At 72.8% G+C, this 16,414-nt stretch carries 12 protein-coding genes and 1 pseudogene; 3 read left to right on the top strand and 10 right to left on the bottom strand.

Features of this window, described 5'->3' with window-relative positions:
• Both ACN26Y_RS09680 and ACN26Y_RS09675 read left to right on the top strand, forming a co-directional pair.
• Entirely contained in the window at window positions 1–768 is a 768-nt protein-coding gene (locus ACN26Y_RS09680; RefSeq protein ID WP_422734626.1) for an IclR family transcriptional regulator, read from the top strand.
• A gap of 199 nt (window positions 769–967) precedes the next feature.
• Window positions 968–1,903, top strand: a complete 936-nt coding sequence (locus tag ACN26Y_RS09675; RefSeq protein ID WP_155329971.1) for an endonuclease domain-containing protein — start codon at window positions 968–970, stop codon at window positions 1,901–1,903.
• A gap of 133 nt (window positions 1,904–2,036) precedes the next feature.
• Here ACN26Y_RS09675 and ACN26Y_RS09670 read toward each other — a convergent pair whose 3' ends face one another.
• Window positions 2,037–3,725 carry a S8 family serine peptidase gene (locus ACN26Y_RS09670; RefSeq protein ID WP_155329970.1) on the bottom strand — a complete coding sequence of 563 codons (1,689 nt, stop codon included), beginning with the start codon at window positions 3,723–3,725 and terminating at the stop codon, window positions 2,037–2,039.
• A 178-nt stretch (window positions 3,726–3,903) separates the two neighbouring features.
• Window positions 3,904–4,863: an EamA family transporter gene (locus tag ACN26Y_RS09665; protein ID WP_155329969.1), complete on the bottom strand. Its 960-nt coding sequence runs from the start codon at window positions 4,861–4,863 to the stop codon at window positions 3,904–3,906.
• A gap of 87 nt (window positions 4,864–4,950) precedes the next feature.
• On the opposite strand from ACN26Y_RS09665, the gene ACN26Y_RS09660 reads away from it, so the two are divergent.
• Window positions 4,951–5,496, top strand: a complete 546-nt coding sequence (locus tag ACN26Y_RS09660) for a CGNR zinc finger domain-containing protein (RefSeq protein WP_155329968.1) — start codon at window positions 4,951–4,953, stop codon at window positions 5,494–5,496.
• A gap of 36 nt (window positions 5,497–5,532) precedes the next feature.
• On the opposite strand, the gene ACN26Y_RS09655 is transcribed toward ACN26Y_RS09660, so the two are convergent.
• From ACN26Y_RS09655 to ACN26Y_RS09620, 8 genes and pseudogenes are all read right to left on the bottom strand, one after another.
• Window positions 5,533–5,928 carry a TIGR03618 family F420-dependent PPOX class oxidoreductase gene (locus ACN26Y_RS09655; protein ID WP_155329967.1) on the bottom strand — a complete coding sequence of 132 codons (396 nt, stop codon included), beginning with the start codon at window positions 5,926–5,928 and terminating at the stop codon, window positions 5,533–5,535.
• Window positions 5,925–6,113 carry a DUF397 domain-containing protein gene (locus tag ACN26Y_RS09650; RefSeq protein WP_155329966.1) on the bottom strand — a complete coding sequence of 63 codons (189 nt, stop codon included), beginning with the start codon at window positions 6,111–6,113 and terminating at the stop codon, window positions 5,925–5,927. The genes ACN26Y_RS09655 and ACN26Y_RS09650 overlap by 4 nt, the downstream gene beginning before the upstream one ends.
• Window positions 6,104–6,769, bottom strand: a pseudogene (locus ACN26Y_RS09645) (DUF5753 domain-containing protein); the annotation flags it as partial. The gene ACN26Y_RS09650 and the pseudogene ACN26Y_RS09645, both read right to left, overlap by 10 nt.
• Before the next feature lie 351 nt (window positions 6,770–7,120).
• Window positions 7,121–8,530, bottom strand: coding sequence for a class II fumarate hydratase (locus tag ACN26Y_RS09640; RefSeq protein WP_196255893.1), 1,410 nt, complete (start codon window positions 8,528–8,530; stop codon window positions 7,121–7,123).
• Between the two features lie 45 nt (window positions 8,531–8,575).
• Entirely contained in the window at window positions 8,576–11,542 is a 2,967-nt protein-coding gene (locus ACN26Y_RS09635; RefSeq protein WP_422734625.1) for a BTAD domain-containing putative transcriptional regulator, read from the bottom strand.
• A 252-nt stretch (window positions 11,543–11,794) separates the two neighbouring features.
• Complete coding sequence (locus ACN26Y_RS09630; protein WP_422734624.1) at window positions 11,795–13,462, bottom strand: fumarate hydratase; 1,668 nt, start codon at window positions 13,460–13,462, stop codon at window positions 11,795–11,797.
• 127 nt (window positions 13,463–13,589) lie between these two features.
• Window positions 13,590–15,023 (bottom strand): PQQ-binding-like beta-propeller repeat protein, encoded by a 1,434-nt coding sequence (locus tag ACN26Y_RS09625; protein ID WP_155329961.1) that lies wholly within the window; start codon window positions 15,021–15,023, stop codon window positions 13,590–13,592.
• A 116-nt stretch (window positions 15,024–15,139) separates the two neighbouring features.
• Window positions 15,140–16,345, bottom strand: coding sequence for an MFS transporter (locus tag ACN26Y_RS09620; RefSeq protein WP_155329960.1), 1,206 nt, complete (start codon window positions 16,343–16,345; stop codon window positions 15,140–15,142).
• Window positions 16,346–16,414 lie beyond the last annotated feature (69 nt).

The raw sequence follows: 16,414 nt of genomic DNA, 5'->3' as shown, positions 1-16,414 counted from the left end.
GTGGACACCACCGCCCGACCCGGCAGCGACCCGACGGCCCGGGACCCCGAGCTGCCGCCCGGCACCGGCCAGGCGACCGGCGCGCCGCCGGCCCGGGTGGCTCCGGCGGCCGGTGGACGCGGTGGGACCGAGGTGCGCGGGGGTGAGAGCGCACAGACCCTGGACCGCGGGCTGCGGCTGCTGCACCTGGTCGCCGACGCGCCCGGTGGGCTGACCGTCACGGAGGCGGCGAACCGGCTGGCCATCGGCCGCGCGGCCGTCTACCGGCTGGTCGCGCCGCTGACCGCGCACGGGATGCTGCGCCGCGACGCCGACGGCCGGCTGCGGCTCGGGGCCGGTGTGCTGCACCTCGCCCGGCGGGCCCAGCCGCTGCTGGCCGAGGGGGCGCTGCCCGCGCTGCGCCGGCTCGCCGAGCAGGCCGGCGCGACCGCCCACCTGACCGTGGTCGAGGGCGGCGAGGGCGTCGCGCTGGCCGTGGTGGAGCCGAGCTGGACGGCGTTCCACGTGGCGTACCGGACCGGGGCACGGCATCCGCTGGAACGCGGGGCCGCGGGCCGGGCCATCCTCGCCGGCCGGTCGGGCGCCGCCGGCCCGGTGAGCACCGCAGGGGAGTTGCAGTCCGGGGCGTACGGGGTGGCGGCGCCGGTGCTGGGCGTACCCGGCCTGGAGGCGAGCGTCGGCGTGGTGTCGTTGGCAGCCCTGGACACCGAGACGGTCGGCGCGCAGGTGCTCGCGGCGGCCACCGCCGTCGCCGCCGCCCTCCGCTGACCCTTGATCCACTCGACGTCATTGAGGTCGGGGTTTCCGAGTCACTGCGACAGCCCGACCTCCAGGATGACGAGTTGATCTCGCCTGTACCACACCTGACCGGCCGCATCACGGTTTGTCCACAGGCGACGGCGGGGACGGGGCCGGCAGTTGTCCACAGGTCTGTCCCCACACCACCGGACGCCGCACGCTGGTCGGCATGCCACCTCGACCGCATCGGCCCGCCACCCTCGCCTGGCAGGTGTTCCGTGGCTCGGACGCCGTCCGTCGACGGCTGCTCACCGAGCATCAGCTCCGGAGCTCGGCCTGGGTCCGCCTCCGCCACGACGTGTACGCCGACGCGCGGCTGGAGCGGGATCACGCGTTGGCGTGCCGCGCCGCCGCGCTGCGCCTGCCGGACGGCGCGCTGTTCGCCGGCCCCTCGGCCGCGTACCTGCACGGCGTCGAACACGCGGCCACCTTCGCCGACGATGTCCACGTGCTCGTCCCCCAGTCCCGCCGGGTCGGCGCGCAGAAGGGCATCCGGCTGCACGTCGCCGGGGCGGACGATCATCCCTCCGGGCCGGGGCGCGAAGGCAATCCGGCCTCTTCGCCGACGTCCGACGGCGGCTGCGCTCGAACGGGGCCCACCCAGGCCGCGTGGGAGACCGCTGTCTGGCTGGAACCGGTCCGGGCGGTCAGCATCCTCGACGCGCTGCTCCGACAGGGCCTGACCACGCGGTCGGCGCTGCTGGCGGAGGCGGGTCTACGCGGGGGCCGGCCCGGCGGGAAGCGGGCCCGCTGGGTGTTCGATCTCGCCGACCCGGGTGCACAGTCACCACCCGAGTCGCACCTACGGGTGCGGATGGCCCTGGCGGGCCTGCCCCGACCGGTCGCCCAGCATCCGGTCCGCCTGCCGACCGGCCGCGTCCTCCATCCCGACCTCGCGTGGCCGGAGTACCGGGTGGCGGTCGAGTACGACGGCCACTGGCACCACGACCGGGAGCGGCTCCACCTCGACCGCCAGCGGCTCAACCAGCTCGTGACATCTGGTTGGCTGGTGCTGCACGTGACCAGTCGTCGCCTGTATCAGGAGTTCCCAAAGATCGCCGCCGAGGTGCGCGCCGCGCTCACCTCGCGCGGTTGGCGTCCTTGATCGACTCGACTTCCATGAAGTCGCGGTATCCACCACGCACCGATGGCCCGACTTCCATGAACCGGAGTCGATCAGAGCCGGAGGGCCCGGCCGACCGCGACGGTCGACCGGGCCCCCAGGGTCGATCTGGCCCTTACGGGCGGGCGTTCGGCTTGAGCGGGCTGGTCACCGCCGCGTACGCGTCGATGATCCCGTACCCGTAGAAGCCGTTGAAGTTGAGCCCACCGGCGCAGTACGCGTCGAAGGTCTCGTCGCGGCCCTCGTTGCGGTACTGCTGGAGCCGCGGCTCCGGGCAGGCGTGCTCGGCGGCCGTGCGGTACAGGTGCTGCTCGACCAGGTCCGGGTTCATGCCGTAGCCGGCCCGACCCTGCTGCTTGCCGTACCTGCTGACGATCAGCGCGGCCACGCCCGAGGCGTGCGGCGCGGCCATCGAGGTGCCCTGCAGGTACGTGTAGTACCCGCACTCACCGTTGCGCTTGCACTCCTTGAACACGAACGTCGCGGCCTCCGGCACGACGTTGCCGTCCTCGTCGACCGAGCCCTCCTCCTGGAGCACCTTCTTCGGGTACGTGGAGAGGATCATGTTGGCGTCGGTCCGGAAGGTGTCGGTGCCGAAGCCGTCTCGGAACCAGCCACCCGGCGCGGCCACGCTGATCTGCTCCGTACCGTAGTTGGAGAAGTCGGACTTCTTGCCCGACGGACCGAGCGCGGAGACACCGATGACGTGCGGGCCCTCCGCCGGGAGGTCCCAGCAGCTGTCGTTGTCGATCGGCCGCGGGTACGGCGGGGTGTCGCCGTAGTCCGGGCTGGAGGTGTCGACCCGCGGGTCGCCGAGGTCCTCGTGGTTGTTGCCGAGGGCGCCGACCAGCGTGACGCCCCGGTTGTGGGCGTAGTTCAGCGCCCGCTTCATCGCTTCGATGATGGCGCGCTGCTCGGCCTGGTCCTCGGGCGAGTCGGCCGGGTTGGCGGTGCAGTTGTAGAGCCACGGGTCGACGTAGAACGACATGTTGACCACGTCGAGGCCGGCCTTGCCGGCGTGCAGCAGAGACTTGACCACCGGCTCCAGGAAGAAGTAGCCGGAGTCCTGGCCACCCTTCAGCTCGACCAGGGAGACCTTCGGCGCGACGCCGGAGAGGCCGAAGCCGTTGGCGGCGGCGCCGATGGTGCCCGCCACGTGCGTGCCGTGGCCGCCGTCGTCGGTGCCGACCGGGTCGACGCAGCTCGCGACCTCGCACTCACCGTCCACGTCGACAATGTCGGGGGCGAAGTTGCGGGACAGCTTCCAGTCGAAGTTCGGCGCGATGTCCGGGTGGCTGGCGTCGACGCCGGTGTCCAGGACGCCGACGGTGACGCGCCGGTCGCCCGGCTCGACCTTGCGGGCCTTGTCGGCCCGGATCATGTCCAGACCCCACAGCTTCTCGTCCAGCGGGTCCATCCGCGCCGACCGGCGCTCGCCGGAGCCCTTGGCGGCCGCGGCGGCCAGCAGGTGCTCCTGCTCGACCCGGTCGACCTTGGGCTTGCGACCGATGGCCTTCTGCTCGGCGGCACCGATCAGGGCCGAGGCGGCCGTGGCGCGGGCCGCGAAGTCAGCCCGGTCGCTGGTGACCTGGAACATGCCGACGTCGTCGGTCCGGGACACCACCGTGCCCCCGGCCGCCCGGATCGCGGCGATGGCCGCGTCAGCGGTGACGCCGTTCTCGGAGACGACGGTGAATGTGCGGGTGTTGGCGGGTGCGGCACCCGCCGGCACCCCCAGCCCGGTCACCGTCAGTGCCAGGGCCGTTGCGGTAGCGACGGCACCAGCGGTGAAACGCTTGCTCACATCGGATCCTCTCGTTGAGGGACGTGGCAGCCATCACACAACACCGGAACGCTTTACGCCAGACACCTACCCCATTACGCCCGACAGATCGTCTTCGTCCCTAAGACGGCCCGAGACGCCGGGCAGGTCCGTCAAAGTGGACACTTCGGCGCGCCCCGGCGCCCACCGTTCCCAGCCGTCAGCGGCCGGCGGCCAGCGCGGGCTCCGGCTCGCCCGCCGCCGGGGTGTCGCGAGGCTCGTCGAGGCGTACCAGGGCCACTCCGGCGACGATCAACCCGCCGCCGAGCAGTTGTACCAGGGTCGGCAGCTCGTCCAGCACCAGCCAGGCGATCAGCACCGCGAACATCACCTCGGTCAGGCCGACGAAGGACGCCAGCCGGGCGCCGAGGATGCGCGCCGCGGCGATCCCGGAGAGGTACGCGATCACCGCCGCCACCAGCACCAGCCCCGCCACCGGCAGGAGCCAGCTCGCGCGCTGCCCGGCGAAGTCGACGTCGCCGAAGGTCGCCCGCAGCGGCAGCACGCCGACCAGTCCGAGGAGCAGCAGCACGGCCGCCCCGACGGCCATCCCGCCGGAGGCCATGACCACCGACGGCAGGTTCGCGTCGACCCGCCCGGCGAGCACGAAGTAGCCGGCCAGCCCGATCGCCGCGCCGAGCCCCCAGAGCACGCCCACCGGGTCGAGGCGGCCGGCGCCGGTCAGGTCGAGCACGAGCGCGAGCCCGGCCAGGGCCGCGGCCGAGCCGGCGACGGTCAGCCGGCGCGGGCGTTGCCCGTGGGCCAGCCACATCCAGCCGACGACGACCACGATGCCCAGGTACTCCAGCATCAGCGCGACGCCGACCGGCAGGTACCGCACGGCGTTGAAGAAGCACACCTGGGCGAGGGCGACACCGAGCAGCCCAAAGACGCCGATCGACGCGACATTGCGGCGGAGCACCGGCCAGCGTCCGCGCAGCGCCAGCACCGCCGGCAACGCCACGACCAGGGCGGCCAGGCCGACGCGGGCTACCACCACGGCCTCCGCCGACCAGCCGGCGTTGATCAACGACCGCGCGAACGTGCCGGAGGTGGCGAACGTCAGCGCGGAGAACACGGCCAGGGCGAGGCCGGCACCGCCGACGGATGGTTGGCGCATCGGGACTCTCCTTGGCGATCCGGTGGTGTCACGGGCAAACTATGCCTACGCCAATGACGCTAGGCCGGCACCCTGACAGGAGTCAAGTTGCTTTTTGCCCATGACACCGAGTGTTCGCTCATCGCCGCCGCCGCACTGGTCAACACCGGCGGCAGCGACGGCGAGGGCCTGCCGGACGTGGCCGCCCTGGACGAGTTCTTCGTCGCCCACGCGTACAGCGGACGGCACGAGCACACCGACGCGGAGCTGGAGGCCGTCCGCGGGCTGCGCCCCCGGCTGCGCCGGCTCTGGCACGCCGACACCGACGAGATCGTGGCGATCGTCAACGGGCTGCTCCGGGAGAACGACGCCCTGCCGCAGCTCATCACGCACGACAACGAGCCGTACCACCTGCACGCCGTGCCCCGCGACGCGCCTCTCGCCGTCCGGATGGCGGTGGAGGCGGCGATGGCGATGGCCGACCTCGTCCGCAGCGGCGAGCTGAGCCGGCTACGGATCTGCGACCACCCCGACTGCGACAACGTCCTGGTCGACCTGTCGAAGAACCGGTCCCGCCGCTTCTGCGACGCCGGCTGCGGCAACCGCGCCGCCGTCACCGCCTACCGCGCCCGCAAGGCCGCCGGAAAGAGGTGACCGATCGGAAGCTTTGGAGCTGATGTCGTCAATGCATCAACGCGCCGAGCCGGTCAACAGCCACCGGGACACCGCGATCCGCAACAGCACGTACCGGCCGTCCGGCCCGTCGACCGAGACGTCCCAGCCGTCGTACCGATTCCGGAACGCCGTCACCACATCGGCCGGGAACGGCGTCCGCACCACCGTTGCCGTCCCCTCCGCCACGACCGGCGAATCGCCGTCCGGCAGTGCCAGCGACACCCGTGGGTCGGCGAGCACGTTGCGGACCTTGCGGTTCCGCTCGGCCGTACCGACCCACCACTCACCGTCCCGGTACAGGAACCACACCGGCGTCAGGTGCGGCGACCCGTCCGCCCGCAACGTGCAGAGCCACACGACCCGTTCGCGGGCCAGCCGGGCGAGGACGTCCGCGCCGGGCGCGCCGGTCACCTCCGCTGCGGCAACGCCGCCACGAAGACCCGCCAGTTGTACGCTCCGAAGCACAGCACCGCCCCCGCCGGATCCTTGCTGTCCCGCACCCCCACCAGCCCCGGCAGATTCGTCGCCACCTCGACACAGTCGTTGGACTGGCCGCTTCGACTGCTCTTGCGCCACCGGGCGCCGCTCAACTCCACGCCTTGGCCACTTCCTTCATCAGGTCGATTGACCGCGCGGGTGTGCACGCCTCGCCGAGGCTAACCTCCCACACCTGCCGCAGGAACGAGAGATCCTGGGGTCGATCCAGCTCCTGCCCTCCGATGTGGCTGCTGAGGAAGGCCACGTCACTGCCGTCGACCGAGGTCACCAAGATGAACGGCCCACTCAGGCCGGGATACTCCGTGGCCGAGCGAGGAACGACGTGCGGTCGGACCCGGGGATGCTCGGCGGCGACCTGCGCGAGGTGTAGCAACTGCTCGGCCATGGTCTTGCGCTCCCCCACGCGCCGACGCAGGGCAGCCTCGTCGACGATCGCCACCAGGTAGGGCGCGTTTCGCCTGACAGGATCTTCGGCATCGAGGAGGCCGCCCGCCTCGAAGACGGCTCTCGCATAACCCTCAGTCTGAAGTAGGCCAGGAACGTACAACGGTTCAAACCATCGCAGCCGGGCAGCTTGGGCAATGATCGCTTTCGCGCCACGCTGCCAGGCCTGAGTGCGGTCGAGGCTGACCAGGTCGCTCAGCATGCGGCCGAAGAGGCCGCCGGTGTCGAGGGCTTTGTCGAACTGTTCCAGGTACTTGCCGGTGGGCGGCTGTTGGCCCAACTCGACGGCGCTGACCATCGACGCCGAGTAGTGAAACACTTCCGACCGTAGTGGTGTCCACAGCAGAGTGTGAAGAGCGGCGCGGCCGGCCCAGTCCCCGAGACGGCCGCGCCGCGCGGGACCGCCCGTTCCCCCGGCCGGGCGGTCCCGCCGCGCCGGGGTGATGTCGTGAACGAGTCAGCTCCAAAGGAGGGCACCACCATGCCCGGCCCCACCCGCGAGGACCCCCCGACCCGGCCGCCCACGCCAGCCCGCCAGGTGCCGCCCCGACAACCGCCGGCCGGGCGTCCGCACCCGCCGCTGCCACCGATCTGGCTGTGCCGGGCCGGCGCGGCGCCGTGGCCGTGCGCGACGGCCCGGCTCACGCTGGCCGGAGGACGGCTAGGGATGGGTCATCCGGAGCAGGTCGAGCGCCTCCTCCAACTGCGTCTCGGTGAGCTTGCCGGAGTCGACGTGCCCCCGGGCGATCACCACCTCCTTGATGGAGATCTGCTTGGCCAGCGCCTCCTTGGCGATCGAGGCGGCCTCGTCGTACCCGAGGTGGCGGTTGAGCGGGGTCACGATCGACGGCGAGCCTTCCGCGTACGCCAGGCAGACCTCGGCGTCCGCGACCAGGCCGACCACGCAGCGGTCGGCGAACAGGCGGCTCGACGCGGCCAACAGCTTGATCGACTCCAGGATGTTGCGGGCCATGACCGGGAGCATGACGTTCAGCTCGAAGTCGCCCTGGGAGCCGGCGAAGGCGACGGTGGCGTCGTTGCCGATCACCTGGGCGCAGACCTGGCGGACGGCCTCGCAGACAACCGGGTTGACCTTGCCGGGCATGATCGACGACCCGGGCTGGAGGTCCGGGATGCGCAGCTCGCGCAGGCCGGCGCGGGGACCGGAGCCCATCCAGCGGATGTCGTTGGCCATCTTGTACAGGCCGACCGCGACCGTGCGGAGCTGCCCCGAGGTCTCCACGAGGGCGTCCCGCGCGCCCTGCGCCTCGAAGTGGTTGCGCGCCTCCGACAGCGGCAGGCCGGTCGAGGCGCGCAGCTTCTCGATCACCCGGGCGGCGAAGCCGAGCGGGGTGTTGATGCCGGTGCCCACGGCGGTGCCGCCCAGCGGCAGCTCGGCGAGGCGGGGCAACGCCGACTCCAGCCGCTCGATGCCGTAGCGGACCTGCGCGGCGTACCCGCCGAACTCCTGGCCGAGAGTGACCGGCGTGGCGTCCATCAGGTGGGTACGGCCCGCCTTCACCACGGTCTCGAACTCGACCGCCTTGCCCTCCAGCGCCTCGGCCAGATGCCGGAGCGAGGGGAGCAGATCCTCCACCACGAACTGGGTGGCGGCCAGGTGGATCGACGTCGGGAAGACGTCGTTGCTGGACTGCGAGGCGTTGACGTCGTCGTTGGGGTGCACGTCCCGGCCCAGCTCCCGGCTGGCCAGGGTGGCGATCACCTCGTTGGCGTTCATGTTGGAGGACGTGCCGGAGCCGGTCTGGAAGACGTCCACCGGAAACTGGTCGTCGTACCCACCGGCGGCCACGTGCGCGGCGGCGGCCACGATCGCGGCGGCCACGTTCGCGTCGATCACCCCCAGCTCGCCGTTGACCTCAGCCGCGGCCCCCTTCACCTGCGCCAGGGCCTTGATCTGAGCCGGCTCGATCCCCCGGCCGGAGATCGGGAAATTCTGCACCGCACGCTGGGTCTGCGCCCGCCACAGCGCCTCGGCGGGCACCTCCACCTCGCCCATCGAGTCGCGTTCGATCCGGTAACCCGTCGCCTCTGGAGTCGTCACGCGTACCATCCTGCCGCGCACCGCCACGGCGTGCAGATGTTCGCGCCGAGCGACTCAGCCCAGCTCGCCGAGCAGCCGCTCCACCTCGTGCCGCTCCGGCACGTCGATCTGCTGGAACAGGGCGAGCGCCCGCGTCCAGTGCACGCGGGCGGCGACCGGGTCGTCCGTCCGGAGGCAGCGGGCGATCCCGTCCAGCGCCCGCGCCTGCTCGTAGCGATTGCCGATCCTGGCCGCGTCACTCAGCACCCGGCGGAACAGATCCAGCGCGCTGGTGACGTCCCCCTGCTCCAGGATCGCCCGCGCGAGCAGGTTGCGCGACGCGCACTGCGCGATCCGGTCGCCTGAGTCGATCATCGCGGTCAGCGCCTCCCGGTGCAGTGCCGCTGCCGCCTCCGGCCGGCCCGCCCCGCGCTCCATCGCACCCAGTTCGTTGAGCGCCTCGCCCTCCCCGTACCGGTTGCCGAACCGGCGCTTCAGGACCAGCGCCGTCCGCAGCAACCGTCGGGCCGGCTCGACGTCCCCCATCCGGTGGCGGATCACCCCGATGTGCCCGATCGCCCGCGACACGTGCCTCAGGTCGTGTATCTGACGCGAGTTCAGCAGGTGCTGCCGGCTGGCCCGCAACGCCTCGTCGTAGCGTCCCCAGTTGAGCAGGGCGTCAGCCAGGTTGTTGAGCAGGTTGGCGGATTCGGCGGACGCACCGAACTGCCGGGTCAGGCCGAGCGCCTCGTCGAAGCACTCCTTGCTCTGCCGGTAGTCACCGTTCGCGGCGTGCAGACTGCCCAGGTTCCACAGGCTGACTCGCACCTGATGCACCAAACCGAGTCGGCGCCGCAGGTCAAGCGCCATCTCGATGAGCCGAATGGCCTCCGGAATGCGCGCTAGCCGGTAGTAGGCCGACGACAGGTAGTTGAGCATGACGGACACGGCGTCGTCGTCGCCCAGCCGCTGAGCGGCGCGCAGGCCGGCGCTGTGCGTCTCGACCAGGTCGTCCAGGTGGCCCCGCTCGAAGTTCGCGCCCCACGTCGCGCGGGCCAGTTGCCAGCAGTGCCGGCGGAACCCGTCCTCCTCGGCCAGCCGGACCAGGGCGGTCAGCACCGCCCGGTTCTCGTCGTACCAACCCGCCCACTGCGCCGCGGCAGCCACCAGGTCCGGTCGCGGCGGTGGCGGCAGGGCGAACAACCCTCGGCCGCTGCTCGTCTCGATCTGCGCGCTGACGGTGTCGGCGACGTACAGGTGATGGTCGAGCAGACGTTCCAGGGCGGCCCGCCGTTCCGGTTCGGCGAGGAGCCGCCGGGCGTACTCGCGGACCAGGTCGTGCAGGCGGAACCGGCCGGGCTCGGGTTCGTCGACCAGGTGCGCGTCGACGAGTTCGTCGAGCAGGGCCTGCGCGTCGGGCAGCGGCAGGTCGGTCAGGGCGGCGGCGACCGAATTGTCGAACCGGATCCCCGGGTGCAGGCCGAGCAACCGGAAAAGGCGCTGCGCTGCCGGGGGCACCTGGGCGTACGACAGGGCGAACGCGTCCCCGACCGAGCGCTGCCCGGCGACGAGCTCGGCGAGCGGATCGCGGGCGCCGGCCAGCCGGTCGACGAGGTCGGCGATCCGCCACCCCGGTCGGTGGGCCAGCCGGGCGCCGGCGAGCCGGATGGCCAGGGGCAGGTACCCGCAGCGACGTGCCACCTCGGCGGCGGCCTCCGGTTCGGCCGCGACCCGGTCCGCACCCGCCACCCGGCCCAGCAGCTCGACGGCCTCGTCCAGGTCGAGCACCGGCAGCGAGGAGGGACGCCCCTCGTCCAGCCCCACCAGTCGGCGCCGGCTGGTGACCAGCGTCAGGCAGCCGGGTCCGGTGGGAAGCAGGGGCGCGACCTGGTCGGCGCTCGCGGCGTTGTCCAGCAGCACCAGCGCCCGGCGCCCGGACAGCTCGGTGCGCCACAGCGTGAGCCGGTCGTCCAGGTGCACCGGGATGCGCTCGGGCGGCACGCCCAGCTGCCGCAGCAGGGTGGCCAGCGCAGCGGTGGGCGACAGTGGCGTGCGCTCGCTGTGGCCGTGCAGGTCGATGAAGAGCTGCGCGTCGGGGTAGCGGCCGGCGATCCGGTTCGCCAGGTGCACAGCGAGGGTGGTCTTGCCGCTGCCCGCCATCCCGTCGATCACCGGGATCCGGGTGCCGTCCTGCTCGATCTCCTTCAGCAGGCGGGCGATGGTGTCCTGGCGGCCGGTGAAGTCGTCGATCGCCCGGGGCAGGGCCCGAACCGAGGTGACCGTCGTCCGCTGGGTGGTGGTCATGGCGAGGTCGCCCGCGAGCACCCGCTGGTGCAGCTCCTGCAACGCCGCGCCGGGATCGATGCCCAGCTCCTCGGCGTACAACCGGCGGCCCTCCCGGTAGACGGCGAGCGCGTCGGCCTGCCGTCCGACCGCGGAGAGAGCGAGCATCAGGTGACCGCGCAACCGCTCCCGCAGGGGGTGCCGTTCCACTGTCTCCGCGAGTTCGTCGAGCAGGTCGGCCGCGTGGCCGAGCCGCAGCTCGACATCCACGCACTCCTCCAGCGCGGTCAGCCGCTGCTCGTCCAGGGCCTGGGCCCGGCGGCGCACGCTCCGGCTGGTGATTCCGTTCAGCGCCGGGCCACGCCAGAGGGCGAGCCCGGCGCGGAAGCGGCGGCGGGCGTCCGCGAGCTGGCCGGCGGCGACGGCCGACCGGGCGGCGTCGACCTCCCGGGCGAACACCTCCGCGTCGAGGTCACCGTCCGCCGTGCGTACGCCGTAGCCCACCGGGTCGGTGACGATGGCCTCCGGTGGCAGCCCGAGCGCGACGAGGCGCTGCCGCAGGCGGGACACGCAGGTCTGCAACTGGGCTCGCGCGGTGGCCGGTGGCCGGTCCTCCCAGACCGCGTCGACCAGGTCGTCCACCGGCACGATCCGGCCGGCCCGCAGCAGCAGCATGGCGAGGACGGTCCGGTCCCGACCCGCGGTGACGGTGGCATCGCCACCACCGACCCGCAAGGGTCCCAGGATCCCGAACCGCATCTACCGCCCCCGCCGTCGAATCCAGGCAACTTCCAGCAGCGTAGCCCGGTGGTGACAGCTCGCCACACGCCGGTGATAGCGATGTGAGAGCGGATCGACAGGGCGGAGGTCGAGACTCGATCCGGGTTGCCGGATGCGGCATCCGACGGGGGCGGTGCGCCCGCCCGGTCCCCAGACGGACGGGCGCACCGGCGTCGGAGACGCCGACGGCCGTACTCCGCGAGGGGGAACGGCCGACGCGTACGCGGAACCTCAGCGGCGGCCGACGGTGAGGACCGGCTTGGTGACCTCGGCGAAGAAGTCGTTGCCCTTGTCGTCCACGACGATGAACGCCGGGAAGTCCTCCACCTCGATCTTCCAGACCGCCTCCATGCCCAGCTCGGGGTACTCCAGGACCTCGACGTGCTTGATGCAGTCCTGCGCGAGCCGGGCAGCCGGGCCGCCGATCGAGCCGAGGTAGAAGCCGCCGTGCTGGTGACAGGAGCGGGTGACCTGGGCGGAGCGGTTGCCCTTGGCCAGCATCACCATCGAGCCGCCGGCCGCCTGGAACTTCTCCACGTACGCGTCCATCCGGCCGGCGGTCGTCGGGCCGAACGAGCCGGAGGCGTACCCCTCGGGGGTCTTGGCCGGGCCGGCGTAGTAGACGGCGTGGTCGCGCAGGTACGACGGCATCTGCTCACCGGCGTCCAGCCGCTCGGCGATCTTCGCGTGGGCGATGTCCCGGGCGACGACCAGGGGGCCGCTCAGCGACAGGCGGGTCTTCACCGGGTACTTGGAGAGCTCGGCGCGGATCTCGTCCATCGGCCGGTTGAGGTCGACCCGGACGACCTCGGAGGTGTCCAGCTGCGCGTCGGTGACGTCGGGCAGGTAGCGGGCCGGGTCGGTTTCGAGTCGTTCCAGCCACACGCCCGACGGGGTGATCTTCGCGACCGCCTGCCGGTCCGCCGAGCAGGAGACGGCGATCGCCACCGGGCAGGACGCCCCGTGGCGGGGCAGCCGGACCACCCGTACGTCGTGGCAGAAGTACCGCCCGCCGAACTGCGCGCCGATGCCGAAGTTGCGGGTCAGCTCCAGCACCTCCGCCTCCAGTTCCAGGTCACGGAAGCCGTGCCCGGTGAGCGAGCCGGAGGTGGGCAGCGCGTCCAGGTACTTCGCGGAGGCGTACTTGGCGGTCTTCAACGCGTACTCGGCGCTGGTGCCGCCGATGACGATGGCCAGGTGGTACGGCGGGCACGCCGCCGTGCCGATCAGCCGCAGCTTCTCCTCCAGGAACTGCATCATCCGCGTCGGGTTCAGCAGGGCCTTGGTCTCCTGGTAGAGGTACGACTTGTTGGCCGAGCCGCCGCCCTTGGCCATGAAGAGGAACTTGTACGCGTCCGGGTGCCCGTCCGGGTCCTCGGCGTAGATCTCCACCTGGGCCGGCAGGTTGCTGCCGGTGTTGCGCTCCTCCCACATGGTCAGCGGGGCGAGCTGCGAGTACCGCAGGTTCAGTCGGGTGTACGCCTGCCACACGCCGCGGGAGATGGCCTCGGCGTCGGCGCCGTCGGTGAGGACGTGCCGGCCGCGCTTGCCCATGACGATCGCGGTGCCGGTGTCCTGGCACATCGGGAGCACGCCGCCGGCCGCGATGTTGGCGTTGCGCAGCAGGTCCAACGCGACGAACCGGTCGTTCGGGGAGGCCATCGGGTCGTCGATGATCGACCGGAGCTGCGCCAGGTGCGCGGGGCGCAGGAAGTGCGCGATGTCGTGCATCGCCTCGGCGGTCAGCGCGGTCAGCGCGGCCGGCTCCACGGTGAGGAACCGGCGGCCTCCGGGCCCGTCGACGACGTCGACGCCCTCGTCGGTGACCAGGCGGTACTCCGTCTGGTCGGGACCGGTCGGCAGCAGGGGGGCGTACGAGAAGGCGGCGGCACTGCTCATGAGCGGAAAGCCTAGGGCAGGAGGGTCGATCAGTCCCACCCGCCGGGTGGGTCCTGGGACGCCGCTCTCATCGGCGCCGGTCGGACCGGGCGGAGGCGCCGGAGCGGCCGCCGCCGTGGGACCACGGTCAGCTGCCCGGGTCGGGGCACAGCTCCCGCTTCGGCCCGCAGCTGTCCTCGGGCGCCGGCACGTCACCGGTCCCGGCGGGGCCCGGCCGCGGCCCGTCACCGCCGGCCGGCGGCGGGGCGACCGCGGCACCGCCGAAGCGGACGTACCCGATCTCCCGGCCCTCACCGATGATCATGCCGGTGGGGCCGACGGCGAGCGCGTTCGCGGCCGTCCGCAGGGTCGCCAGCTCCGCACCGGTACGCGGGTCGAGCGCCACCAGCCGGGACGGCTTGTCCTCGGCGAGCACCGCCGCGTACGGGGTGAGCGCGGCCCCCGCCTTCGCGCCGGTGGGACGGCTCCACCGGATCCGGCCGGTGCCGAGTTCCCGGGCGGAGACGGAGCGCTTGTCGGCGGCGCGGACCAGGGCGTACCGGTCGTCGACGGCGACGATCTTCTCACCGGGGGCGGTGACGAGCAGCAGCCGGCCGTCGTACCCGTCGAGGACCGCCTCCCGGCCGTCCGGCGCCACCCCGAGGAGGACGTTGCGCGCGCCCTGCGGGTCCTCCCGCTGGGCGCACCCGGCGGCGTCGGCGGTCCGCAGGTTGACGCCGGCACGCTGCCACGCCTCCTGGCCGGTGGTCGGGTCCCGGCCGGAGATGGTGAAGAAGCAGGTGCCGTCCTGGGACCGGGCGGTGATCCGCAGCAGCCGGCCGCCGACCACCGACAGCCGTTCCTCGCGGCCCGGCTCGACGTCGGTGAGGACCCGCCCGGTGGCGGTGTCCAGCACGTGCACCCGGTTGTCGACCGGGAGACCGAGCAGCGGGGGCACCGGTTCCGGCCCGGCCGCCTCCTCGTCGATCCGGACGGCGTCGAGCCGGCGGGTGTCGAGCAGCGCCGGGTTGTCACCGAGCAGGCCGCTGCGGACGCCGGGCACGAACGCCGTCCACAGCGGAGCCGTGCCGCGCGGGTCCCAGGCGCTGAGTGTGCAGTCGGTCGGTTCGACGCAGCGGGCGTCGAGCAGCAGGTTGCGCCACGTCCAGACGGCCACGGCGTCGTCGTCCCGCCGCCGGGTGACGCCGGTGGTGGGGTCGAGTACCTCGTACCCCTTGACCAGGAGCTTGCCCACGACGACGACGGCGTCCCGGTCGCCGCCGGCCACCGCCGCCCAGTCGGCCTTGCGCTCCCAGAGCTGGGTGCCGTCGCTGAGCCGGCGTGCCTCTACCCGGGTGCGCTGCTCGACCACGACGGTGTCCCCGGCGAAGGTGACGCTGCGCGGCGTGCCGCCGATCCGGTGCTGCCAGACCACGTCGGGCTCGGAGATCGGCTCGCTGCGGTCGACCCAGTCCCAGATGCCGGGGAACGGGTTCCACACCCCGGTCGACGCGAGGACGACGACGGTGATCAGCCCGAGCAGCAGCCAGCCACGTACGCCGAGGCCGCTCCCCTTCGCCACCGCCCCAACCTAGCCACCACCCCCCACAAACGCCCCCCGGCACGCCGTTGGATGGAAGGAAGGGCCCCTTATTAACGCCTGATGCAGAGGAAGGGCCCCTTTTTAACACCTCAGGCTCACGGCCGCGGCGGCGTCAGCACCCGCCACAGCGCCAGCGTCGCCACCAGCGACGCCACCCCGGCCAGCGCCATCACCGTGCCCGGCGCCAGCACCTCGCTGAGCGCACCGCCAGCCGCCGCCGCGAGCCCCTGCACCGCCATCAAACCGGTGCTGACCAGTCCGAACGCCTGCCCGCGCCGCTCCTGTGGCACCGCGTGCAGGAACCGGCGGGCCAGGCCGAGCTGGTACGCGAAGCCCGCGGTGGCCACCGCGAAGAGCGCCGCCGCCGGCCACATCGCCGGTCGGGCCACGAACGCCAGCATGGGTACGCCGAGCAGGAGCGCGAGCCACGGCGTCCACGCCTCCCGGCGGGCCGGCGCGACGAACCGCCCCACCAGCAGGTCCCCGACGAGCATCCCGAACGCGGCTGCCATCAGCAGCAGGCCCGCACTGGCGTCGACGCCGAGGCCGGCGGCGTACGGCACGGCGACGCCCTCCGCCCCGACCAGCACCGAGCCGGGCAGCCACTGCGCCAGCAGCAGGCCCCGGACGCGCCGGTCGGCGAGCAACGCCCGGTTGACCCGCCAGGTCTCCCGCACCGCGTTTCCGCCGTCCGGTCGCGCCCGAGGTGGGCGTCGTGCCAGCCCGACGCGGACGAGCAGGGCGGACAGCCCGCAGGTGGCGGCGGTCAGCCAGAGCGCGCCGTACGGGCCGACCAGGCCGAGCAGCAGCCCGCCGAGGGCGAACCCGGCCACCTGCGTGCCGCCGGCCGCCACGGTGAGCAGGGACCGCCCGAGGACGTACGCGTCGCCGTGCAGCACCTCCGGCAGCAGCGCGGTCCGCGCGGCGCTGCTGACCGGGCCGAACAGGCCGACGACCGCGACCAGCCCGAGCATGGCCCCCGGGGAGAGCACGCCGAGGGCGAGCACCACCACCACGGCGAGCCGGAGCAGGTCGTACCCGACGATCAGCGCGCGCGGCGGCCAGCGGTCGGCCAGCGCGAGCAGGAACACCCCGCCGAACGCGTGCGGCAGGAACCCGGTCACGTACGCCAGCGCGGCGAGCAGCCCCGAGCCGGTGCGCTCGTAGACCAGCACGGACAGGGCGAGCATCTTCACCGTCTCGCCGATCAGGAACACGCCGAAGCTGCCGAAGAGCACCCGGAACTCGGCGACGGCGAAAACGTCCCGGTAGGTGGCGGGACGGGTTTCGGTCAGGGTCACCCGGTCAGCGTGCCGGCTCGCCGAAACCCCCTCTATCCTTTCGCTGCTGGGCGAAACAAGGAGGTGACG

It is taken from the genome of Micromonospora sp. WMMD558 (genome assembly GCF_049315255.1).
Taxonomy (GTDB): domain Bacteria; phylum Actinomycetota; class Actinomycetes; order Mycobacteriales; family Micromonosporaceae; genus Micromonospora.
This window is presented reverse-complemented; position numbering and strand designations above follow the sequence as displayed.